The sequence below is a fragment of the Kitasatospora sp. NPDC088351 genome (assembly GCF_040685575.1).
Classification (GTDB): Bacteria; Actinomycetota; Actinomycetes; order Streptomycetales; family Streptomycetaceae; genus Kitasatospora.
Genome location: NZ_JBFBIL010000034.1, coordinates 38,559 through 61,249, shown reverse-complemented (window position 1 = coordinate 61,249; position 22,691 = coordinate 38,559). Strand labels below are relative to the sequence as shown.

Here is a 22,691-nt window from a genome sequence, read left to right as displayed (position 1 = left end):
CCGATGGCCCGTTGGTGGTTCCGGCGGCAGTGCCGCGCCGGGGTGTTACTCCGTCGGCTTCTTGTCGTCGTCCAGGTTGCGGATGAAGTCCTTGGCCTTCTCGACACCGGTGTCGATCTGGCTCGCGTACTTTCCGTCGGTCTTGTCGTCGATCACGTCGCCGACCTTCTCCAGCCCCTGGCCTATGACGCCGCTGTGCTCGCGGGCGAGGTCGGTGGCCTTGTCCGCAAGGTTCTTCAGGTTCTCGAACATGGTGACGCGCTGCTCCTCTGATGCGTTCCTGATGGGTGCCGACGGGTGGGGATCACGCCCATCCTAACGAGGCCCCACCTGGCGGTTCCGCCGCAGCCGGGAGGGCGGCGGGTGACGCGGCGGGGGCGGGTTTGTATGCTCCAGCCGAGTTCTACAACAGTGTAGAAGTTCGGGAACCGTCATCCGGACGGTTCGCGTCCCGGTACGCAGGACGGCGCGCCGGTGCCGTGGCAGCCGAGTTGACGAGGGGTGTGTGGATGGCCGGGCAACGGGCGAGAACGCCGGACCGGGGCGCGCGATCGCGACCGGGGGCGCATCCCGGGGAGTCCGGCGTTCCTGCGCAGCGCTCGGGCGCGGCGGGCCGTGGTGCCGACGACGGGGGCGCCCGGGACGACGGTGCGCGGGGTGGCGGCGGTGAGGCCACGCCGAGGGCGGTCGCGGCGCGGCGGCGGGAGGCCCCGCGGCGCGGTGGCCTGCTGGTGGTGCTGGTGGCCGTCGGGCTGCCGGTGCTGGGCGCGGTGGCGGACGAACTGAACGGACCGGGCACCGGGCTGCTGTTCGCGGTCGGCGCGGTGCTGGGCACGGCCGCCGCGGTGGTGCTGTGCAGCCGGCCGGGGCGCTGGTGGGTGGTCACGGCCGCACCGGTGGTGGTGCTGGCGGTCCGGGCGGGCGTCGAGTACCTCGCCCGCCGGGAGGACTACCAGGGCAAGGCGCTCGCCTCGGGGGCGCTGCGCTGGGTGGTGGGGGCGTTCCCCGTGATGGCCGAGGCGGTGGCGGCCGCACTGCTGGTGATCGCCGTCCAGACCGTGCTCGGCAGGAGCGGGAGCAGGAGCGGGAACAGGGGCGGGAGAGGACGCGGCACCGGGGGCGGTAGCGGGAACAGGGGCGGGAATGCCAGGAGCCGAGGGAGTCGTCGTGGCTGACCGGAAGAACACCAGGGCGCGGGCCCCGCGCCGCACCGCGCCGCTGACCGTCGCCGGGCGGGGCCTGGCCTGCACCGTGTCGGCGGCCGTGCTGGGGGCCAGCGGCTTCACCTGGTACGAGTACCGCAGCCTGGACAGCGGCATAGTCAAGTCGGCGGCGCTGGCGGAGGCGAAGAAGAACGCGCCGCCGCACCTCGACAAGTCGGTGAACCTGCTGCTCATCGGTCTCGACAGCCGCAAGGACATGGACGGCAACGACCTGCCCAAGGAGTTCGTCGAGGACGAACTGCACGCGGGCTCCAGCGAGATCGGCGGGTACAACACCAACGCCCTGATCGTCCTGCACATCCCGGCCAACGGCGGCAAGGTGGCCGCGCTCTCCGTCCCGCGGGACGACTACGTCCAGACCGTGGGCGCGGACGGAAAGATGCACAAGATCAAGGAGGCGTACGGGATCGCCAAGGACGCCGCCGAGCAGAAGCTGGCCGGCAAGGGGCTGTCCAAGCCGGAACTGGAGCGCCAGAGCAGGGAGGCCGGCCGCTCGGCCACCATCCAGACCGTACAGGCGTTCCTGAACATCCCGATCGACCACTTCGCCGAGGTCAATCTGATCGGCTTCTACGACATCGCCAAGGCGGTGGAACCGATCCAGGTCTGCCTCAACCACCCGGTCGACGATCCGATCGTCGCCCGCACCGCGACCCGCGAGGGCGGCGGCACCGGGCTGAAACTCCCGGCCGGGATCAGCTCCCTCAACGCGGCGCAGGCGCTCTCCTTCGTCCGCCAGCGCCACAACCTCCCCAACGGCGACCTCGACCGCACCCACCGCCAGCAGGCGTTCATCTCCTCGGTCGAGTACCAGCTCAAACAGCAGGGCATCCTCAACGACTTCGGGAAGCTCCAGCGGCTGTTCGACGTGGTGAAGAAGGACGTCGTCATCGACAACGAGTGGAACATCCTGGACTTCGCGCAGCAGGCCCCCAACCTGACCGGTGGCAACGTCGAGTTCAACACCCTGCCGATCACCGGGTTCAAGACCATCGGGGGCCAGGAGGTCAACACCGTCAACCCGGACCTGATCAAGCGGATCGTGCAGCAGCTGTTCAACCACGATCCGGCGCCCGCCGCCCCGGCCGGGGGCGGCGACACCGCTGCGCCCGGGGCGACCGACCCGACCACCCCGGCCGCGTCGAGTCCGGCCAGGGAGCGGGCTACCGTGGACGTGTACGGCGGGTCCGCCGCCGGCGAGTCCAAGGCGCTGGCCGAACTCGGTTACCAGGCCGGCAAGGTGGGTGAGGCCGCGGGCCGGCCCAAGGCCACCACCGTCACCTACGGCAGCGGGGCCAAGGCCGACGCCCAGCAGATCGCCGCCCATTACGGGGTCACGGCGGTGGCCGCCGCCGGCGCGCCCGCCGGCCACGTCGTGGTGACCCTGGGCAGTACGTTCAGCGCCTCGCCCACGACGCCGCCCCCGGCGGGCTCCGGGCCGCAGCCCGCCGACGCCGCCCCGGACCCGGCCGCCGGCCTCCCCATGCAGGGCCCCGCGGTGAAGGCCGGCGGGATCCCCTGCGTGGACTGACGGGCGGCGCGGCCTGCCCGCGCGGCCCGGCGCCGGTCCGAGCCCGAGCCCGAGCCCGAAGCCCGAGCCCGAAGCCGGCGCCCCCGGAACCGGACCCGGCCGCTCCGCGTCTTCAGCCGGAGCGGCCGGACGACCGGGCGCCGCAGGGGTGGCGAGAATGACGGGTGGGGAACCGCGTGCGTAGCAGATCGGGCAACAGGACGGCGAGCGGCCGGGGTTGGTGGCGCCGGACCCGGACGGCCCTGGTGGTGCTCTGCGTGGTCGGGCTGCTGCTCTCGGCGGCCCTGGTCGTGGTGCGGCTGGCGGGCTGGGACGACGGGACGTCGCTGGCCCTGCCGATGGTGCTGCTGCCGTACGCGGCCCTGACCACCGTCCTGGCCCTGGGCGTCCTGCTGGTGCTCCGCTCGTGGTGGGCGGCGGGCCTGGCCGGACTGCTCACGCTGGTCCAACTGATCTGGCTGGTACCGCGTTTCGTGCCGGACGGCGGCTCGGTGGCGGCCGACGCACCCCGGCTCCGGCTGGCCACCAGCAACGCGTACATGGGGCAGGTGGACGTCGCCGCACTGGTCCGCCTGGTGCGTGAACAGCGGGTGGACGTCCTCGCGGTGGAGGAGCTGAGCGGCTCCGCCGCCGCCGCCCTGGACCGGGCGGGCATCGCGGAGCTGCTGCCGTACCGGGAACTGCCGGCCGGCCAGGACACCGCGCTCTACTCGCGACTGCCGCTGACCCCACTGGCCGTCTCCGCCTCGGCGCAGGTGGCGGCCGAGGTGTCGGTCGGCGGCCGGACGGTGCGGCTGACCGCCGTGCACACCTACTACCCGCTGGGCGACGCCCGGCGCTGGTCGGAGGACTTCGACGGCCTGCGGGCCGCGGCGGCCGACAGCACCCGCAACGCCGTGTTCTTCGGCGACTTCAACGCGACCCTCGACCACGCGCCGATGCGCGACCTGCTCGCCACCGGACTGGCGGACACCCACGCCGAACTGGGCCGCGGCGGTGCGCCGACCTGGCCGGAGGACAACGCCGACTTCCCCTTTCTGCCGCCGGTGATCCAGATCGACCACGTCCTGCACGGCGACGCGCTGAGCGCGGTGTCGGTGGCCGAGCACACCGTGCCGGGCGCCGACCACCGGGCGGTGGTCGCCGAACTCGCCGTCACCGGCTGAGGGTTCGGCGGTCTGAGCGGACTTCCGGCCGCCCCGGGGTGTCCGGCCGCGTGGCGCTGCCACCGCCGAGAGGTGAACGGCGGTGGCAGCGGGGGGTGGTGGGTGATCAGGAGGTCCGGGAGTCGGCCGTCGGCAGGGTGACGACCTCCGCGCCCCCGTCGGCGGGCGCCGGGAGGTGCGCCGCCGGAGCGGGACCGCCCCGCCGACGGGCGAGGGCCAACAGGCAGGCGCCCGCCGCGACACCGCAGAGCAGCACGACCGCGCCGACGGAGGCCGCGTGGCCGACGGCGTCCGTGAACGCCTGCGCCACGTCCTGCGGGCGGGGCCGGCCGAGCGCGCCGAGGCGCTCCTCGAACCGGGTGGTCATCAGGGTGCCGAGGACGCTGGTGCCGAGCACCGCGCCGACCTGGCGGGCGGCGTTGACCGTCCCGGCCGCCGCGCCCTCCTTGCCGCGCGGTACGTGCCCGACCGCCAGTGCGGTGGAGGGGGCGTTGGCCAGGCCGCAGCCGAAGCCGAAGACCACCAGGGAGAGGGCGTACCCGCCGAACGCGTCCGTCGGCTCGACGGTGGCGAACAGCGCGGCGCCCGCCGCCGCCAGCAGCAGCCCGACGGCGATCAACGGCGCGGCCCCGAACCGCCGTCCGAGGATCCCGGCGACCACCGAGGCGAGAATGAACGTGCCGAACTCCGCCAGGAGTTGGACGCCCACCTGAAGGGCGGTCAGCCCGCGCACCTGCTGCAGCCAGAGCACCTGGAGCAGCGAGAGCCCGACGAAGCCGAACAGCACGGTGGCGGCCAGCAGCAGGGCTGCGCTGTACGACGGGTCGCGCATCAGCCGCAGATCGAGCAGCGGGTGGTCGCGGCGCAGTTCGACCACCGCGAAGACGGCGAGCAGGACGGCCGCGCCGACGGCCGCGGCCAGCGGCAGACCGCCGACGTAGCTGTGGTGCCCGCCGTCGATCAGCCAGTAGATCAGCAGCGCCAGCCCGGCCGTGACGAGGAACTGTCCCGGCCAGTCCAGCCGCCCGCCCTCGACCCGCGACTCCGGCACGCCGAGCAGCGCGGCGACGGCGGCGAGGGCGGCGATCACCGGGCCGAGCCAGAACGCCGTGTGCCAGGTGGACCAGCGCAGGGCCAGCCCGGCCGTGATCGGTCCGAGGGCGAGCCCGAGCCCCGACGTGGCCGCCCAGGCGGAGATCGCGCCGGCCCGGCGGCGCGGGTCGGGGAAGGCGTTGGTGATGAGGGCGAGCGAGCTGGGGGTGATCAGCGCGCCGCCGAGCCCGGCGATCGCCTGGCCGGCCAGCACGGCGGACAGGCTCCCGGCGAACACCAGGACCACCCCGCCGACGGCCATCGCGAGGGCGCCGAGCAGGAAGATCCGCCGCCGCCCCCACCGGTCGGCGAACGCGCCGGCGCCCAGGACGACGGAGGCGACGACCAGGGTGTACATGCTCGGGACCCAGACCAGGTCGGCGGAGTCGAGGCCGAGGTCCTTGCGGACCGCGCCCAGGGTGCCGATGGTCTGGGTGGTCTGGACGAAGACCGTGAACAGGCCGAGGCAGGCGGCCAGTAGAACGAGTCCGCTGCGGTCAGTGCGCGACATCGGACGCCCCCGGGTGGGTCGTGGCGGTCGCGGGGGCGCTCGCTGTGAGGGTCGCGGTGCCGGCTCCCGTGCTGGTCCCGTTGCTGGGGCGGACGGGGGCGGGCCCTGGATCCGCGCCGGCTGTGGTGGCCGGTGCGGTACGGCGGGCGAGTTTCACTGGGCTCTCCATGGCTGGGGTGTGTGGGGTTGTGCGGAAGGGGGTGTGCCGGAGCGCGCCGGGCCGGGCCGGCGGGGTTCGCGGGACGCGACTCAACGGGGCAGGTGGGGGGCGGCCGGATCTCAAGCCGCTCCGCCAGGGCCGCCGACTGCCCGGGGAGGGAGGGGGACCGGCGGCTGGTGGGCGACGGGGCGACGGGGGTGCCCAGGGTGCGGACGGGCCGGTCGGGGCCGGTCTGCGGCGGAGGTCTCCGCCGGTGGACTGTGCACGCTCGTCGTCCCCTCGTCGCCGGTTGGTTGGAATCTGAAACTCACCCTAGCCTGGCGAGTTTGATAATCCAACTTAAATGGTGGCGTGGGGACGGTTCGACCGGTCAGCTCGGTGAACGGCCCGGGGCGGCGGTGCCGGTCGGGGGCAGGACCGTGGTCGGGCCGGTCGCCGGATTCGTCGCGGTCGTCGCGGTGGACGGCGCGCCGGTCGCGGAGGACGGGCCGGACGGCCTCGGTGCCGACGGAGGCCCGGACGACCCAGGGGTGGACGACGGCCCGGACGATTCGGGCGCCGACGAGGTGGACGACGTGGGCGAGGACCCGCCCGAGGAGGTGCCCGGCGCCGAGGACGGCCCGGACGGCTTACCGGACGAGCTCGACGCCGAGGCCGAGCCGGACGAAGGCCCGGAGGAGGAGGTTGCTTCAGAGGTCGAAGCCGACGACGAGCCGGACGGCGAGCCCGAGTAAGAGCCGGACGACGCGCCCGGGGACGAGGCAGAGGTCGAAGCCGAGGTGGCCCCGGAGACGGACGCCGAGGGCGACGACGGCTTCATCGGCGCGGCCGGCGGAATGCCCACCGCCAGCGGCCCGCTGGGCCCCGGAACGGGCCGGTCGATCACCTCGATCCGCCCGGTGGCCCGGGCGAAGAAGGTGCCCGTGTCGACGTTCACCAGCACGATCTCCGTCACCGGCTGGGGCGCCGGCACCACGACGACCAGTGTGGTCGGCCGGAAGCCAGGCCAGGCCTTGCCGGTGTACTCGGCGTCGCTCACCAGCACCGGGGGCTTGAGCGGGTTGCCGCAGGCGCACCGCACCCGCGGCACGCCCTGGGCGTCCACCAGGACGGCGGTGCCGGCCTGCAGCACGGACTGGTAGCCGATCACGGCGCCGCTCTTGTAACCGTGGTTGGTCACCCGGGTGTCCACCCGCAGGTAGGCCGAGGTCAGCGAGCGCAGATAGCCCGGGATGGCGGACTGGCTGATGCCCTGCGCGGAGGCCCAGGCGCGGCCGACGTCCCCGGAGGACGTCATGGTGATCAGGCGCTCCACGTCGCAGCTCGGCTTGGACATCGACCCCGCGTAGAGCCCGGGGGACGTCCCCTCCACGCTGTGGATGCCCGCCGCCGGTGCGGCGGTGGTCCGGGCCCCGCTGGGCCGACCGGTCGGCTGGGCCGGCGGGGACGCGGGTGCCGGGGCCGTCACGCCGGCCGTTTCCACCGACTGGGTGAACGGGGCCTGACCCGGATCGGAGGGCTGCTGGAGCGCGACCTCGTTGGCGGTCGGGACGGCATCGTTGTGCTGGTTGCTGACGATCAGCACCGTGGCCACCGCCGCCAGCACCACTGCGCCGGCGACCAGCGTCAGCTTCCGCCCCGAGCGCCACCAGGGCGTCCGGGGCCCGCCGGAAGCACCGCCAGGCCCGCCAGGCCCACCCGGCGCCCCCGGTCCTGGAGGGCCCGAGGGGCCGGACGGGGGAGCGGTCGGCGGGCCCGCGCCGCCGTCGGACGGTGGCCCGGACGCCGGGGGCCCGGACGGCGGGCCGGAGGGAGGGCTGGGCGGCGGGCCCGGCGACGGCCCCGGCGGCGGGCCGGCTGGGGGGCCGGGCGGGGGTGGTTGGGCACTCATCGAGGCTCCGTTTCGCAGGCGGCCGGCGAACACGGCCGGCACAGGAAGCTCCTGCCACTGGCTTCCATTTCTGCCCGGCTTCCCAACCCCCGCAACAGCGGGTCTCCGAGGGTGTGCAGCGCGCGGCGGCCGCTCCTGGGTGAATCTGGAGTCAGACGCGAGGGGGGCACCCGAGTCCACCAGGAGCCCGCATGCACCAGGAGCCGCACCCCGTGCCGCCCGGCCCGCCCGGCGCCCTGCGGGGCTGGCTGGACGCCTTGGCCGTGGTGGTCGCCGGACTCGCCGCGATGGCGGCGGTGGCCGCGCTCGGTCTCTGGCTGGCGGGCGCCAACGGCCTTCCGGACGGTGGATTCCCCTCCGTGCTGGCCGGCACGCTGGCCCTCGCGGTCGGCGGTTCCGTCCAACTGGACGGCGGCGCGGGCTTCTTCGCCAAGGTCGATGCCGGGATCACCGCCATGCCGCTCTCCGTCGGCCTGGTCGGCGCGCTGGTGATGGCCGAGGTGTTCCTGCGCCAGCTGCGCTTCCGGGCGGTCGCCGGGGGAGGGGAACTGCTCGGCCGGGTGGCCCGTACGGCGGTGCTCTGGGTGGTGGCGCTGGTGCTGCTCACCCTCGGTGCCCGGCACACCTTCGTGGTCCCGTTGGGCGGCGGCCTCGCCGGTGTCCTCGGCGGCGCCCTGGGCCTGACCCCCGAGGTCGGCTTCCACGCGGACCCGCCGAGCACCGTCGGTCTCGGGCTGCTCTGGCTGCTGGTGGTGCTGGCGGCGGCCTTCGCGGTGTCCCGCCGGGCGCCGCTGCCACGCGGCCTGGTGCCGTTCCAGCAGGCGGTCCGGCCGGCCGCGTTCGCGATGCTGCTGGTCCTGCTGGCGTATGTGGTGATCGGGGTGGTGGCCGGCGCCGTGACGGCCGTCGTGCACGGCAACGCGCGCGAGACCATGGCCGTCGTCCTGCTGGCGCTGCCCAACCTGGTCTGGCTCGCCTTCGGGGTCGGGCTCGGCGCCGAGTGGCACGGGCACCTCGTCGGCGCGGTCGGCCTGCCGGTGCCGAACGCGCTGGCCGAGGTGCTGCGGGCGCCGAACGGACAGGACGCCACCGTCGGCCTCGGCACGCTCGCCGACCACGACGCCCGCGCCTGGTGGCTGCTGCCGCTGGCCGCCGTCCTGCTGCTGGCGGCGGGCTTCCTCGCGGCCTACCGCTCGCCGCGCGGCGTCCGGCTCTGGCAGCACGCGGTACGGCTCGGCGTGGCGGCGGCCGTCACCGTGCTGCTGGTCGGCGTCTGGTCGCGGGTCTCGGCCGACTACGGCCTCTCGGTGCTGGGCGTGGGCGTCGGTGAGGGCGGCCTCGGCGACCTGCTCGGCGCCGTTCTCGGCGGCGGCAATCCCCTGGCCGGGCTGGGCGGCGGCACCCTGGCGCTGCGCCCCGACCTCTGGGTGGCGGTGCCGCTGGCGGCCGGCTGGGGGCTGGTCACCGGCTGGCTGGGGGGCCTGCTGGCGGCTCATGTGGGTAGGCGCGGTGAGGTCGAGACGGGGCAGCCGGCGGTGAACGGCCCGGTCCCGCCGGGATAGCGGCCCGGAGACGCGGACCGGGCTAGGGGCCGGGCCACCGTCGCGGCGGGTGGACCACCGGTGAGGCCCAGGCCGGGGGCTCCGGCACGGCGGGCGACGGCACGGCGGGCGAACGGGGGACGGGCGAACGGGGCGCGGGCGAGTGAGGAGCGGGTGAGTGAGGGGCGGCGGCCGCGTCGTGCGGTGGTACGACCCGGGTCGGCGGGCCGGTCGACCGCCACTGGCCGGTCGGTGCGGGCCCGGCGGCCACCGCACCGGCCGCGCGGAGTTCGGCGACGAACCGCAGACAGCTGGTGTACCGCTCCTCGGGAGCCTTGGCGAGCGCCCGGGCCAGTACGGCGTCGACGGCGGTGGGCAGGTCGGGGCGGTGTTCGCGCAGGGTGGGCGGCGGGTCGTTGAGGTGGGCCCAGAGCAGGGCGACATCGCTCTCCCGGCGGAACGGCGGCGCCCCGGCCAGCATCTCGAACACCACGCAGCCCAGGCTGTACTGGTCGCACCGGCCGTCCAGCGGCCGTCCGGTGATCTGTTCGGGCGCCGCGTAGTCCAGGGTGCCGACGATCTGGCCGACGCCGGTCAGCCCGCTGAGCGAGAGCGACTTCTTGGTGAGGCCGAAGTCGGCCAGGTAGAGGTGTACGGGGTGTTCGCTGTCCGTGCCGGCGGCGACCAGCACGTTGCCGGGCTTGACGTCCCGGTGGACCAGGTCGTGGTCGTGCGCGGCGTCCAGGGCGGAGGCGATCTGCAGGGCCAGCCGGGCCGCTCGCCTGACCGTGAACGGCTCGCTCCGGTCGATCAGGGCCCGCAGGTCGCCGCCCTCGACGTAGCGCATCGCGATGAACAGGATGCCGTCGGTCTCGCCCGCCTCGAACACCGGGATGATGTGCGGGTGGTCGATCGCGGCGGCGGCCTCGGACTCGTGGATGAACCGCTGCCGGAACACCTCGTTGCGGGCCAGTTCGGGTGCCAGCAGCTTCACCGCGACCGTCCGGCCGAGCCGCAGGTCCTTCGCCCGGTAGACGACCGCCATGCCGCCCCGCCCGATCTCCGACTCCAGCCGGTAGCCCGCCACCCGTCGGCCGACCATGCCCGACGGCAGGTCCAGCGCCGCGTCGTCGCCGTCGGGCTGTTCCGGCGGGAGGTCCTCGTCGCGGGGCCGCTCCGGCGGGGTCACGGTTCACCGGTCCGGGTGCGCTGGTACGAGCCGGGCACCGGCCCGGCGGGCCGGTCGGTGGCGGCGTACGTCTGGAGCTGGAGCCCGTCGCAGTAGCACCAGCGGTCGCGCGCCGGGTCGAACAGCCAGAGCTCCTCGCCGTCGATGACCAGCCCGATCCGCAGACCCCGGGCGCGCTCCCGGAAGACCTCCAGGTCCGCGTCCCCGGCGGCGAGCTCCTCCAGCAGGCCCCGGTAGCGGGCCAGCGCGCCCTCGGCCTCGGCGAGCGCCGGGCGCGGGTCGGCGGTCCGGGCGGGCGGCCCGGTGGCGGCGGGCGGTGTGTTCGGGAGACTGACCAGCAGCCGGCCGTCCACCCAGGCGGACCAGCCGTTGGAGCACAGCACGTGCGCCCAGTAGCCCTGGCGGCCGACCAGCCGCACCGGCAGCAGCGGATCCAGCCGGACCGACGGCTGTGCCGGGTCCGGGGCCGCCCAGGTGGCCATCCCGTCCGGCGGGGCGACGTGGGTGGGGCGGAACGCGAACTCGTCCATGGGTGGCGGTTTCCTCGGCTCCTGGCTCGGCGGTTCCCCCGGCTGCCCTCGCGGGCTCCGGGGCGGTCTACCCGCGCATGATCGCGGGCTCCTGCCGGCGCAACAGGGCGAGCACGGCCACGCCCAGGACCACCGAGAGCGCGACCAGCATGCCCATGGAGAGCAGCCAGCCGGCGCCGTCGTGGCGGAACATCGGGTCGGCGGTGATGGCGGTCGGCAGGATCGTGTGCAGGTCGATGGTCCTGGCCATCGCGGCCAGGCCCCAGCGGGAGGGCACCAGCCAGGCGAACTGTTCCAGGCCTGGCACCCCGTGCAGCTTCAGCATGGCGCCACTGAACACGATCTGCACCACCGAGAGGAGCACCAGCAGCGGCATGGTGGCCTCCTCCTTGCGGACGGCGGCCGAGACCAGCAGGCCGAGCATCATGGCGCAGAAGGAGAGCATCGCGACGGCCAGGATCAGCTCGGGCAGCGGCGGCATCAGCACCCCGTCCGGTACGGCCGTGGTGAGCGTGACCCCGGCCAGGCCGACGACGGTCAGGACGGCCGCCTGGACGACGGTGACGGTGCCGAGCACCACCACCTTGGAGACCAGGTACGCGGATCTGGACAGCCCGACCACCCGTTCCCGCTGGTAGATCGGCCGCTCCTTGACCAGCTCGCGCACCGCGTTGGCCGAGCCGGTGAGCAGGCCGCCGATGCAGAGCGTGAGCAGGCAGTTGAGGGCGTTGTCCGAGGTCAGCCGGGTACCCGCCATGGCCCGGCACATCACGCCGATGAGGAACGGCAGCGCGGTCATCACGGTCAGGAAGAGCCGGTCGGCGGCGAGCACGGCGGTGTAGCGGCGGACGAGCGTGCCGAGTTGGGAGAACCAGCCCTGCGGCTGCTCCGGACCGGCCGCCGCCCCCTCCGCCGGGGTCCGGGGCCCGGGGTGGACGGCGGGCAGCGCCTCGGCGGTCACGTACCGCTCGTACTGCGGGGATTCGCGGAAGCGGCGCTGCCAGGCCTCGTGGTCCTCGCTCTCGAACGCCTCGAACGCCTCCGGCCACTCGGTGAAGCCGAAGAACGGCAGCGCCTCGCCGGGCGGGCCGTAGTACGCGGTGCGGCCGCCGGGGGCGAGCACCAGCAGCCGGTCGCAGACGTCCAGGCTGAGCACGCTGTGGGTGACCACGACCACCGTGCGGCCGTCGTCGGCGAGGCCGCGCAGCATCTGCATCACCGAACGCTCCATGCCCGGGTCGAGGCCGGAGGTGGGTTCGTCGAGAAAGAGCAGCGACGGTCTGGTCAGCAGCTCCAGGGCGACGCTGACGCGTTTGCGCTGGCCGCCGGAGAGCCGCGAGACGACCAGGTCGGCCCGGCGGTCCAGACCGAGTTCGTGGATCACCTCGTCGACCCTGGCCTCCCGCTCGCGCTTGTCGGTGTCGCCGGGGAAGCGCAGTTCGGCCGCGTAGGAGAGGGCACGGCGGACGGTGAGCTGGGTGTGCAGGATGTCGTCCTGGGGCACCAGGCCGATCCGGCGGCGCAGTTCCGCGTAGTCCCGGTACAGGTCGCGCCCGTCGTAGAGGACGGTGCCCTCGTCGGCCGGGCGCAGCCCGGTCAGGGCGTTGAGCAGGGTGGACTTGCCCGCGCCGCTGGGGCCGGCCACCGCGAGCAGCGCCTTCTCGGCGAGGGGGAAGCTCACGTCGTCCAGCAGCACCCGCCGTTCGGCGCCGACCCGGACGACCAGGCCCTGGATGTTGAGCGAGATCTCGCCGGTGTCGGTGTACTCGACGAGTTCGTCGCCGGCCAGGCAGAGCACCGAGTGCCCGACACCGATGATGTCGGCCGGGCCGACGGGGGAGCGCTCGACCGCCCGGCCGTTGACGTAGGTGCCGTTGTGGCTGGTCAGGTCGACGATCTCGTGACCGCCGTCCGGCCGGGCGCGCAGCTCCGCGTGGTGGCGGGAGACCACCAGGTCGTCCAGGACGAGGTCGTTGTCGTCCGCCCGGCCGATCTGCACCGTCCGGTCGGGCAGCCGCAGTACGGCGCTCGGCCGCCGGAAGACACCGGACGCCGCCGGGGCGACCAGGGACGGCCGGTCGCCCGGCTTCGGCGCGGGCAGGTCCGTGAGAGTGGCGGACGGGCCGTCCGCCTGGCTGCCGAACCGCAGCCGGGTGCCCGGGCCGACGTCCTCCTGCCGGACCCGGCGGCCGTCGGCGAAGGTGCCGTTGGTGCTGCCGACGTCCTCCAGCAGCCAGTGCCCGTCGGCCGCCCGCAGCACGGCGTGGTGCCAGGAGACCCGGGGGTCGTCGAGGACGATCTCGCTGGTCGGGTCGCGGCCGACGTGGTACGCCCGGCCGGGGTCGATCAGCTGCGAGTCCCTGTCGGTGACGAGAACCATCGGCGGCGCGGTGGGCACGCCTGCGCCCTCTCCCATAGCTCGGATTCTATCGCCGCCGGGCCGCCGGGGCCGGTCCGGTTCCCCGCCGGCGCCAATGAATTGGACTGGACCACTGGATCAGTGACCGGCCACTGCCCTATCGTTCGGGGTGCCGCCCCGCCGTATCGGAGTGCGGCCCTGCCGTTCGGGGTGACGTGCACGACTCCCCGCGAACCCTCCGGGATGGAACATGAGCGTCTGGCCCCAGTTGCGCGATTCCCGGACCGTCAGGGCCGGCCGGGCCCCGGGAACGGTACTGCGCTGCGGGCTGATGGACACCATGCTGGCCGACCTCTCGGTCTCGGTGGTCCTCTTCTTCGAGCAGACCCTGGACGAGGACCGGCTCGCCGCCGGGCTGGCGCGGGCCCTCGACCGGGTGCCGGTGTTCGCCGGCCGGCTCCGCACGGACGGGGAGGAGCTGACCGCCGTCTGCGACGACTCCGGTGTGCCGATGGACAGTTACCAGGTGGACGGCACGCTCGCGGAGGCGATGGGCCGGGTCACCTCGGTCGGCGCGCAGCTCGTCGACCCGGTGGACGCCCCGGCCGCGCGGGCGGGCGGTCTGCCGCTGCTCACCGTCCGGATCACCCGGCCCTCGGGCGGCGGCACGGTGCTGGGCTGCTCCTGGCACCACGCGATCGGGGACCTGCAGAGCTTCATGCTGCTGCTGCGCGCCTGGTCCGCCGCGGTGGAGGGGGAGGAGCTGCCGGAGGCCGAACTGGTCGAGGACCAGGACGCGTTGCTGGAGAAGGTGCTGCCCGCCGAGGACTGTGGCCGGCCCGGCTTCCGGCTGCCCGGGCCGGAGGAGGCCGCCCAGCTGGCCCGCGAGGTGGCGAGCGGGCCACGGGCCAACCGGACCGTCCAGCTGTACTTCGGTGACGCCGAAATCGCCCGGATGCGCGAGGACTTCACCGCGAAGGTCGGGCGCCGGCTCTCCTCGGGCGATGTCCTCTGTGCCCATGTCACCAGCGTCCTGCGGGAGTTGGACGACGACCGGGAACAGCGCTGGCTGACCGTGCCGGTCGACGCGCGCCGCTGGCTGGGCCTGCCACCCGCCCTGGTGGGCAACCTGCTCAGCGAGGTCCACCTGCCGCAGACCCCGCAGGACGGGCCCGCGGCGCTCGCGGGCGCACTCCGGGCGGCGCTGGACGACTTCGCCACCGGGCACCTCAACCTGCGCGCCAACCTCGGCTTCCTGGAGGCGATCGGCCGGGCCCGGCTGCGCGACTGCATGCCGCTCGGCTTCGACCCGCAGCGGCGGCGCTTCAGCTTCTCCAACTGGAGCCGCTTCGGCGCGTACGAGCTGCGGTTCCAGGGCCAGCGGCCGGTGTTCTTCAGCCCGGCCGCCAACTACCCGCTGCCGTGGGTCTCCTGGACGGTCGAGGGCTTCCACGGCACCGGTTTCCTCACCACGGTGGTGCTGCCGGCGCGGCTCGCCGCCCGGCTGCGCGGCGCCGGGGGGCGGGCGGCGCTGCACCGCTTCCGCGACCCGGCGGACGTGCTGCCGCCGCTGGCCGCCACCGTTCCCAAGGTGCTCTGAGGGCACGGTACCTGGCAGACGGGAAGGGGGGCGGCCGGCCGGCCGCCCCCCTCCCGTCCGTGCCCCGGGATCAGGCCGGGAACGCCTCCTCGATCGCCGTCCACAGCCGGACCCGGGCCCGCAGCGCGGTGCGCACGGTCTCGGCGCAGGCCTCCCACTTGGCGGTGTCGTCGCCGCAGAGGTCGATCAGCATCTGCATCGCCATCGGGGTGTGCTGCTCGCCGTCCACCTCGATGTGCCGGGCCAGGTAGTCCTTGAAGACGGTCAGCCCGCCGTCCGGGTCCTCGATCTTGATGACCTGCGCGAACATGTCCGGGATGAGGTCCTCGCGGCCGAAGGCGAAGGCCGCCGCGCGGCAGTGCACCGGCGCGTTCTCGATGATCTCCCAGGTGGTCGCGGTGAAGTCGACGGCGGCCTGCGGCACCCCGGCGGTCTTCAGCGCCTCGGGCACCGCGGTGCCCGAGCGGAGCAGCTCCAGGAAGGCCTCGACCGGCTTCGGGTCGGCGCCGGCCTGCCGCATGCCCTCGACGTACAGCTCGAAGTGGCTGGTGAAGCCCTCGCCGAGTTCGTCGCTCTCCTCCACCAGCACGATGTCGTTGATCAGCCGACGGCTCGCGGTCGGCCCGTTCGGAACCCACGGCACGTCGACGCAGGTCAGCTCGCGCTGCAGGCTCTTCAGCAGCGACATGAAGTCCCAGACGGCGAAGACGTGCCGGTCCAGGAAGGTGCGGACGCGCTCGACGCTGTTCAGCCCGCCGTAGACGGTGTGCCCGACGACCTCGCGGCGCAGCGGGTCGATGGCCTGCTGGAGGCCGGTCAGGCCGGGGTGCGAACGGTCCCAGTGGTAGCGGTTGGTGGACATGGAGACTCCTTGGGGCGGGGTGGTGGTAAGGGCCGTGCCGGGGTGGCTACTTCATGACGGCGTACAGGGCGTGGCGCAGCTGCTCCCGGCCCGGCTGGAGGGCGCGGTCGAGTGCGGGGGCGAAGGGCAGGACGGTTCCGTCGGGGCGGGTGATCCGCCGGGGCGGGGCGATCAGGCGCATCTCCTCGGCGGCGGTGGCCAGTACCTCGGCGCCGATGCCGCAGCTCCGGTTGGAGTCGTCGACGACCACCAGCCGGCCGGTGCGTTCCAGGGAGGCGGCGAGCGCCGGCCAGTCGAAGGGGTGGAGGGTGCGCGGGTCGAGGACCTCGACGGAGATGTCGTCGGCGACCTCCTGCGCGACCGCCAGCGCGTCGTGCACCAGGTGGCCGACGGCGACCACGGTGACGTCCGTCCCGGTGCGGTGCACCCGGGCCGAGCCGAGCGGGACGGGGGCCAGCTCCCAGGTGACGTTCTCCCGGACGGGCAGCGCCGCGGCGGGCGCGAACACCACGACCGGGTCCGGGTCCTGGACGGCCGAGCGCAGCAGGCCGTAGGCGTCGGTGGGGGTGGCGGGCACCACGGTCTTCACCCCGGCGTGCGCGAACAGGCTGTACGGGTGGTCGGAGTGCTGGCCGGCCCAGCCGTCCCGGGAGCCGGAACCGGGCACCAGGCAGGTCAGCGGGACGCTCGCCTGGCCGCCGCTCATCAGCGAGAACTTGTGGGCCTGGTTGACGAGCTGCTCGAAGACCAGAAAGAGCAGCGAGGGGATCTGGAACTCCAGCACCGGCCGCCGCCCGGCGAGTGCCGCGCCGACCGCCATGGCGGTGAAGGCCTGTTCGGACAGCGGGGTGTCCACCACCCGGTCCGGCCCGAAGCGGTCCAGCAGGCCGAGCGTCGGCCCGGCCAGCCCGGCGCCGATGTCCTCGCCGAACAGGCAGACCGAGGGATCGGCGGCCAGTTCGTCGGCGAGTGCCCGGTTGAGCGCCTTGGTGTAGGAGAGCCGGCTCATGCCACCGCCCCCGCCCGCGGCCTGGTCCCGTCGGCGTACAGGTGGTCCAACGCGCCCGCGGGGTCGGGATGTTCGGAGGCGAGGGCGAACCGCTCGGCCTCGGCCAGCTCGGCCGCCACCTCGGCGTCCAGTGCTTCGCCGCGGGCCGCGCCGATGGCCTCGGCCGCCCGGAGCAGCGGGTCGCGGGCCCGCCAGCCGGCCACCTCCTCCGGGGTGCGGTAGCGCAGCTTCATCCGGCGCTCCATGGTGTGGTGGCCCTCGAATCGGTAGGTGCGGCACTCCAGGAAGGCGGGGCCGCCGCCGGCCCGGGCCCGCCCGACGGCCTCCTCGGCGGCCGACCGGACGGCCTCGGTGTCCATGCCGTCGACCTCGGCGGCCGGGATGCCGAAGGCGGCGGCCCGGCCGAGGGCGCTGCCCGCCACCGCGGTGGCGGCGGGCAGCGTGGTGGCGTAGCCGTTGTTCTCGCAGACGAAGACGACCGGCAGCCGCCACATCGCGGCCAGGTTGAGCGACTCCAGCAGGACGCCCTGGTTGAGCGCGCCGTCCCCGAAGAACGCGACCGCGACCCGGTCCTCGCCGGCCTGCCGGGCGGCCCAGGCGGCGCCGACGGCGATCGGCGCGCCCGCGCCGACGATGCCGTTGGCGCCCAGGATGCCCAGCGAGAGGTCGGCGGCGTGCATCGAGCCGCCCCGGCCCTGGTTCAACCCGTCGACCCGGCCCGCGAGTTCGGCGAGCAGCCGGCGCGGGTCGGCACCCCGGGCGAGGACGTGGCCGTGACCGCGGTGGGTGCTGGTGAGCCGGTCGCCGTCGCCCAGCGCGGAGCAGACGCCGACCGCGACCGCCTCCTGCCCGATGTACGGGTGGATGCCGCCGGTGATCACCCCGGACCTGACCAGGGTGAGCGCCAGCTCCTCGAAGCCGCGGATCAGCCGCAGCATCCGGTACCGCCGCTCCGGCGTGTCGAGCGGTGTCGTCACCCGGTCTCTCCCCGCCAGACGGTGGGGCAGATGTCCGGGTCGGCGTAGTCGGGCCGGCCGTCGGCGGTGCGCCGGACCACCACGTCGTGGTTGTAGACCACCGGGCTGCCGTCCGCCTTCTCGTGCCGGCGGTACTCGTTGGCGCCGTCCTGGAGGTGCAGCGAGACCGCCCGGCGCGGCGCGGTGGAGAGGTTGGCGCCGCTGCCGTGGTAGGTGCGGCAGTGGTGGAAGCTGACGTGCCCGCGCGGGATCACCATCGGGACCTTGCGCACCTGCTGCCCGTTGTGGGCGGCGTTGGCGGCCAGGATGTCCTCCAGCTCGGCGCGGGAGCGCTGGGCGAAGTGGCGGGTGGAGTCCTCGCCGGAGTCCAGCTCGCGCCAGCGGTGGCTGCCGTCGACCATGGTGATGGTGCCGTTCTCCTCCCCGCAGTCGTGGAACGGGAGGAAGGCGGTCAGCATCCGGTCGGAGGTCGAGGTCTGCCAGTAGTGCCTGTCGAAGTGCCAGGGCACCTGGTTGCTGGGCTCCCCGGGCACCGGCGGCTTGTAGATCAGGGTGGCCTGGAAGACCCGGATCTCCTCGGCCTCGGCGAGCAGCGCGGCGACGGCGCCGAGCAGCGGCTTGCGCAGGATCGAGCCGATGGCGTCGCTCTCGTAGTGCACGTAGTCGTTGTGCCGCTGGATCGGCCCGTGGGCGGGCTCCCAGGAGGCGAGGTTGGGCGGGCGGACCGCCAGGGTGCGGTCGCGGTGGCCCTCGTAGTACTTCTCGGTGGCGGCCTGGAGGGTGTCCAGCTCCTCGTCGCTGAACAGCCGGCGGGAGAGGTACCAGCCGTGTTCGAGGTAGCCGGCCACCTCCTCGGGGGTGGGCAGCAGGGCGCGTTCGGCGTCGGTGAGCCGGAACTCGGTTGCGGTGGTCATGGGGTGGGCCTCCTCGGGGAGAGGGCGAGGGTGGGTTTCGGCGGGGCGGGGTCCGGTCAGGCGGCGGCGGTGGACTTCTGCCGCTCGACGGCCTCGTACAGGGCCTTGATGTTGGCGGTGCCGAAGGTGCCCGCGCCCTGGCGCTCGATCAGCTCCAGGAAGTGCGTCCGCCGCGGGTGCGTCGAGCGGACGAAGATCTGGAACAGCTGTCCGCCGTGGTCCTGGTCCACCAGGACGTCGAGCTCGCGCAGGGTCTCGATCGGGATGGCGGTCGAGCCGAGGCGCTCGGCCAGGGCGTCGTAGTAGGCGCCCGGGGTGGTGAGGAACTCCACGCCGCGGCCGCGGGCGGTCCGGACGGCGGTGGCGATGTCGGCGGTGCGGAAGGCCAGGTGCTGGACGCCGGCGCCCTCGTTGGCGTCCAGGAACTCGTCGATCTGGCCGGGCCGGCGGGTGGTGTCGGGTTCGAGCAGGGTGAAGGTGACGTCGCCGGAGGCGCTCTGCACCACGCTGGAGTCCATGGCCTGCTCGCCGACCTCGATGTACTCGCCGAAGATCCGGTGCAGGCCAAGCGCGGCCTCGCAGAACTGTACGGCGGGGCCGAGTTCGCCGGCCGGGACGCAGATCGCGACATGGTCGAGCGCGTCCAGCAGGTCCTTCGGGCCGCCCTCGCCGCCCTCGTCGGCGGCCCCGGCGGGGGTCGCGGTGGTGCTCGTGGCGGTCGTGGCGGTGAACCGCAGGGCCACGTCGCCGAAGCCGGCGACCAGCCCGCCGGCCCGGTCGAGCACCCGGGCGCCGTGCCGCTCCGCCCGCTCCAGCGCGGCCTGCGGGTCGGTGCAGCCGAGCGCGAGCACGGCGACGCCGTCCCCGTGCCGGGCCGCGAACCGGGCCACCGGGTGGTCGGGGTCGGCGGCCGAGGCGAGGGACAGCCGGATGCCGCCCTGGCGCAGCCACACGACCCGCAGCCCGGGTTCCGGCTGTCCGGTGGGTTCGTCGGGCCCGGACGCCCCGGGCGTGGAGGTTTCGGGCGTGAACTCCTCGGCCGTGAAACCGAAGTCGGCGCAGAGGCCGGCGGCGGTCTTGTCGGCGTCCGCGCAGTGGTACTCGACATGGGTGATGGTCTGGATGGACAACGGTTCTCCCCGGACGTACGGAAAAGACGGTGGGCGGAGCGCTACTTGGTGGCCCGGGTGGACGCCGGGCCGAAGATCAGGCTGAGGTTGTGGCCGCCGAAGGCGAAGGCGTTGCTCAGCGCGGGGCGCGGCGGTGCGGACCGGGCCGCGCCCCGGACGTGGTCGAGATCGCAGGCGGGGTCGGGGTCGGTGAGGTTCACCGTGGGCGGCAGCGTCCCCCGGGCCACCGCCAGCGCGGTGACCACGGCCTCCAGGGCTCCGGCGGCACCCAGCAGATGGCCGGTCGCGCCCTTGGTGGAGCTGACGGCGGGCCCGTCCCCGCCGAAGACGGAGCGCAGCGCGGCCGTCTCGGCGACGTCGCCCAGTTTGGTGCCGGTGCCGTGCGCGTTGACGTAGCCGATGTCGGCGGGGGACAGGCCCGCGTTGGCGAGTGCGGCGCGCATCGCGTCGGCGGCGCCCGCGCCGTCCGGGCGCGGCATGGTCGGGTGGTGGGCGTCGGTGGAGGCGCCCCAGCCGGTCAGGTCGGCGTAGCCGGCCGCCCCGCGCGCGTCCGCGTGCTCGGCGCGTTCCAGGACCAGCACGGCGCTGCCCTCGCCGAGCACGAAGCCGTTGCGGCGGGCGTCGAACGGCCGGCTCGCCTGCTCCGGGTCGTCCCAACCACTCGACAGCGCACGGGCGTTGGTGAAAGCGGCGGCGATGGTCGGGTGCAGTGAGGACTCGCTGCCGCCGCACACCACCACGTCCGCGTCCCCGGCCCGGATCAGCCGAAGCCCCTCGGCGACGGCCTGGGCGCCGGCCGCGCAGGCCGTCACGATCGCCGAACTGTAGCCCCGGATACCGTGCTTGATGGCGATCCGGGCGGTGGCCATGTTGGAGAGCATGCCGGGCAGCAGGTACGGGCTGACGCCGGGCCGGCCGCGTTCCAGCCGCCGGTGCGACTGCTGCTCGAAGGTCTCCAGCCCGCCGCCGCCGGTGGCGAGGACGACGGCGGTGCGGTGCGGGTCGGCGTCCCGGCCGACCACCAGGCCGGCGTCGGCGAGCGCGTCGTCGGCGGCGGCGAGGGCGAGCAGCACGAAGCGGTCCACGCAGCGGGTCTCGGTCGGTGGCAGCACCTCGCGGCCGTCCACGGCGGGGGCGAGCCCGGCGGCGGTCAGCCAGCCGTGCGCGGCGTGGCCCTCGGGCAGGGCCCGGATGCCGGAGCGGCCGGCGGTCAGCGCGTCGAACACCTCGGCGGGCTTGCGGCCCAGCGGGGTGACCAGGCCGATGCCGGTGATGACGGCGGCGGGGCGCCCGCCGGCCGGGCTCATCGGGCGCCCGCCGAGTCCAGGTAGCGCTGCCGGAGCAGCACCTTGCGGACCTTGCCGGTCGGGCCGAGCGGGATGTCGTCGCCCGCCACGACCAGGACCTGCCGGACGGTCGCGGCGGTGGCCTCGTCGAGGGCGGCGGTGACCTCCTTCGTCCGGTCGGTCCGCGGGTCGGCGTCGGCCGCCAGGATCAGCAGCACGTCGGTGACGACCCGGTCGCCGTCCCGGACGGCGACCACCGTGCAGTCCGCCACGTCCGGGCAGCGGGCCAGTACCCGCTCCTCCGACATCGCGGTGAACAGCCGCTTGCCGCCGCCGAGTTCGATCGAGTCCACGGCGCGGTCGACGTGGTAGTAGTAGCCCTCCTCGTCCCGGTACATCAGGTCGCCGGTGAGGAAGCGGCCGCGGAGCCGGGTGCGGAAGGTGGTGGCCGAGTCGTTCCAGTAGCCGAGCGCCAGGGTGGGGGAGGTGGTGGCCAGTTCGCCGACCTCGCCGGGGCCGAGCGGCTCGCCGTCCGGGCCGACCACCTCGCAGTCCACGAAGGCGTGCGGGCGGCCGACGCACCGGCCGTAGCGCTCGGTGCCGGGGCCGTGGGTGATGAAGAAGTGGGAGTGGCCCATCTCGGTGGAGCCGAGGCCGTCCACGAACAGCGATCCGGGGGCGCGCACCCGGCCCTGGCGGGTGACGGTCTCCCGGCTGCCCGCGGCGATCAGCCGGCGGATGTGCACCTCGTGCGCGCAGTCGCCGGTGTTCCACCAGAGCGCGACGGAGTCCAGGTGCCGCTCGCTGAGGTCGTGGTGGGCGAGCTCGGCCCAGGTGGCGGCGAAGCCGATCACCCCGGTCGGCCGGCGGCGCTCGATCGCGTCCAGCACTCCGGTGCCGGACTGCTTCGACAGCAGGGCGAGTTCGGTGTGCGAGCTGAGCGCCAGGTTGACCGCGATCAGGGTGGCGGCGTGCGGCGCGGGCAGCGCGCTGAGCATCCGCTCCTGGCCCTGCGGGCGGGGCATCCGCAGCCGGTGGCGGATCGCCGCGTACAGGCTCGCGTGCGAGTGCACCACGGCCTTGGGCATGCCGGTGGTGCCGGACGAGTGGGTGATCGCCACCGGGTCGCCGGACCAGTGGCGGTAGGGCGCCGGGGCGGCGTCCGGGTCGCCCGCGCCGAGCGCGCCGATCTCGGGAAGCACGGGGGTGCCGGTGTCGTGGCCGGCGAGGGCGGCGAGGTGCGGGCCGTCGGCGAGGACGCCGGCCGCGCCGAGCCGGCCGATGTAGCGGGCGGCCCGCTCGCCGTCCACGTTGGGGTTGAGCAGCGCGGGGATGGCACCGAGCCGGGTGAGGGCGAGGAAGGCCAGGACGTGGTCGGCGGCGTCGGTCGCGTACACCACCACCGGGTCGCGGCGGGTGATGCCGAGGGAGTGCAGGGACGCGGCCCGGGCCCGGACGGCGCGGTCGAGTTCCCGCAGGGTGAAGGGGTGCCAGGCGGCGTGGCCGTCCACCGGGGTGTCGAAGGCCAGCAGCGGCTCGTCCAGGCCGAGGCCGAGCGCCATGCGGCTGGTCAGTACGTTGCCGGCGCCGACGTCCGGGTCGTCCGCCAGAAGGGTGCGGATACTGCGGATGCTCACGGTGGTGGATCCTCCGATGGTGCTGGGTGTGCTGCGGCGGCGCGCGGCGGGTGGGGCCGTCCGCCCGATGGCGGTGGGTGGGC

The 22,691-nt window shown here is 74.6% G+C and carries 18 protein-coding genes; 5 read left to right on the top strand and 13 right to left on the bottom strand.

What is annotated here, in order from left to right:
• Window positions 1–45: 45 nt before the first annotated feature.
• Window positions 46–252 carry an antitoxin gene (locus tag AB0P06_RS23110; protein WP_363610219.1) on the bottom strand — a complete coding sequence of 69 codons (207 nt, stop codon included), beginning with the start codon at window positions 250–252 and terminating at the stop codon, window positions 46–48.
• Between the two features lie 479 nt (window positions 253–731).
• Here AB0P06_RS23110 and AB0P06_RS23105 point away from each other — a divergent pair, with 479 nt between their 5' ends.
• The 3 genes from AB0P06_RS23105 to AB0P06_RS23095 all read left to right on the top strand — a co-directional run bounded on the left by AB0P06_RS23105 (window position 732) and on the right by AB0P06_RS23095 (window position 3,920).
• Entirely contained in the window at window positions 732–1,175 is a 444-nt protein-coding gene (locus tag AB0P06_RS23105) for a DUF6542 domain-containing protein (protein ID WP_363610217.1), read from the top strand.
• Window positions 1,168–2,754 (top strand): LCP family protein, encoded by a 1,587-nt coding sequence (locus tag AB0P06_RS23100; protein WP_363610215.1) that lies wholly within the window; start codon window positions 1,168–1,170, stop codon window positions 2,752–2,754. Before AB0P06_RS23105 ends, AB0P06_RS23100 begins: the two co-directional genes overlap by 8 nt.
• 176 nt (window positions 2,755–2,930) lie before the next feature.
• Window positions 2,931–3,920, top strand: coding sequence for an endonuclease/exonuclease/phosphatase family protein (locus AB0P06_RS23095; protein ID WP_363610213.1), 990 nt, complete (start codon window positions 2,931–2,933; stop codon window positions 3,918–3,920).
• A 106-nt stretch (window positions 3,921–4,026) separates the two neighbouring features.
• On the opposite strand, the gene AB0P06_RS23090 is transcribed toward AB0P06_RS23095, so the two are convergent.
• Together AB0P06_RS23090 and AB0P06_RS23085 are read right to left on the bottom strand one after the other, a co-directional pair.
• On the bottom strand, window positions 4,027–5,634 hold the full coding sequence (locus AB0P06_RS23090) for an MFS transporter (protein WP_363610271.1): 1,608 nt from the start codon (window positions 5,632–5,634) through the stop codon (window positions 4,027–4,029).
• 419 nt (window positions 5,635–6,053) lie between these two features.
• Window positions 6,054–7,277, bottom strand: a complete 1,224-nt coding sequence (locus tag AB0P06_RS23085) for a DUF6777 domain-containing protein (RefSeq protein WP_363610211.1) — start codon at window positions 7,275–7,277, stop codon at window positions 6,054–6,056.
• Window positions 7,278–7,765: 488 nt separating this feature from the next.
• Here AB0P06_RS23085 and AB0P06_RS23080 point away from each other — a divergent pair, with 488 nt between their 5' ends.
• Window positions 7,766–9,136 (top strand): streptophobe family protein, encoded by a 1,371-nt coding sequence (locus AB0P06_RS23080; RefSeq protein ID WP_363610209.1) that lies wholly within the window; start codon window positions 7,766–7,768, stop codon window positions 9,134–9,136.
• Window positions 9,137–9,158: 22 nt separating this feature from the next.
• On the opposite strand, the gene AB0P06_RS23075 is transcribed toward AB0P06_RS23080, so the two are convergent.
• The 3 genes from AB0P06_RS23075 to AB0P06_RS23065 all read right to left on the bottom strand — a co-directional run bounded on the left by AB0P06_RS23075 (window position 9,159) and on the right by AB0P06_RS23065 (window position 13,250).
• Window positions 9,159–10,217, bottom strand: a complete 1,059-nt coding sequence (locus AB0P06_RS23075) for a serine/threonine-protein kinase (protein WP_363610269.1) — start codon at window positions 10,215–10,217, stop codon at window positions 9,159–9,161.
• Between the two features lie 83 nt (window positions 10,218–10,300).
• Window positions 10,301–10,834, bottom strand: a complete 534-nt coding sequence (locus tag AB0P06_RS23070) for a hypothetical protein (RefSeq protein WP_363610207.1) — start codon at window positions 10,832–10,834, stop codon at window positions 10,301–10,303.
• A gap of 67 nt (window positions 10,835–10,901) precedes the next feature.
• Window positions 10,902–13,250 carry an FHA domain-containing protein gene (locus tag AB0P06_RS23065; protein WP_363610205.1) on the bottom strand — a complete coding sequence of 783 codons (2,349 nt, stop codon included), beginning with the start codon at window positions 13,248–13,250 and terminating at the stop codon, window positions 10,902–10,904.
• A gap of 193 nt (window positions 13,251–13,443) precedes the next feature.
• Between AB0P06_RS23065 and AB0P06_RS23060 the strand changes: the two genes are divergently transcribed.
• Window positions 13,444–14,793 (top strand): acyltransferase, encoded by a 1,350-nt coding sequence (locus tag AB0P06_RS23060; RefSeq protein WP_363610203.1) that lies wholly within the window; start codon window positions 13,444–13,446, stop codon window positions 14,791–14,793.
• Window positions 14,794–14,863: 70 nt separating this feature from the next.
• On the opposite strand, the gene AB0P06_RS23055 is transcribed toward AB0P06_RS23060, so the two are convergent.
• The 7 genes from AB0P06_RS23055 to AB0P06_RS23025 are packed head-to-tail and all read right to left on the bottom strand — an operon-like array spanning window position 14,864 to window position 22,608.
• Window positions 14,864–15,655 (bottom strand): DUF3050 domain-containing protein, encoded by a 792-nt coding sequence (locus tag AB0P06_RS23055; RefSeq protein ID WP_363610201.1) that lies wholly within the window; start codon window positions 15,653–15,655, stop codon window positions 14,864–14,866.
• Between the two features lie 46 nt (window positions 15,656–15,701).
• Entirely contained in the window at window positions 15,702–16,664 is a 963-nt protein-coding gene (locus AB0P06_RS23050) for a transketolase C-terminal domain-containing protein (protein ID WP_363610199.1), read from the bottom strand.
• Window positions 16,661–17,641, bottom strand: a complete 981-nt coding sequence (locus AB0P06_RS23045; protein ID WP_363610197.1) for a thiamine pyrophosphate-dependent dehydrogenase E1 component subunit alpha — start codon at window positions 17,639–17,641, stop codon at window positions 16,661–16,663. The genes AB0P06_RS23050 and AB0P06_RS23045 overlap by 4 nt, the downstream gene beginning before the upstream one ends.
• The gene (locus tag AB0P06_RS23040) at window positions 17,638–18,555 is read right to left on the bottom strand and encodes a phytanoyl-CoA dioxygenase family protein (protein ID WP_363610195.1); all 918 of its coding nucleotides are present in this window, start codon (window positions 18,553–18,555) and stop codon (window positions 17,638–17,640) included. The genes AB0P06_RS23045 and AB0P06_RS23040 overlap by 4 nt, the downstream gene beginning before the upstream one ends.
• 56 nt (window positions 18,556–18,611) lie before the next feature.
• Window positions 18,612–19,685, bottom strand: a complete 1,074-nt coding sequence (hppD, locus tag AB0P06_RS23035; protein WP_363610193.1) for a 4-hydroxyphenylpyruvate dioxygenase — start codon at window positions 19,683–19,685, stop codon at window positions 18,612–18,614.
• A gap of 41 nt (window positions 19,686–19,726) precedes the next feature.
• On the bottom strand, window positions 19,727–20,992 hold the full coding sequence (locus AB0P06_RS23030) for a beta-ketoacyl-[acyl-carrier-protein] synthase family protein (protein ID WP_363610191.1): 1,266 nt from the start codon (window positions 20,990–20,992) through the stop codon (window positions 19,727–19,729).
• Window positions 20,989–22,608, bottom strand: coding sequence for a class I adenylate-forming enzyme family protein (locus tag AB0P06_RS23025; protein WP_363610189.1), 1,620 nt, complete (start codon window positions 22,606–22,608; stop codon window positions 20,989–20,991). The genes AB0P06_RS23030 and AB0P06_RS23025 overlap by 4 nt, the downstream gene beginning before the upstream one ends.
• Between the last annotated feature and the right edge of the window lie 83 nt (window positions 22,609–22,691).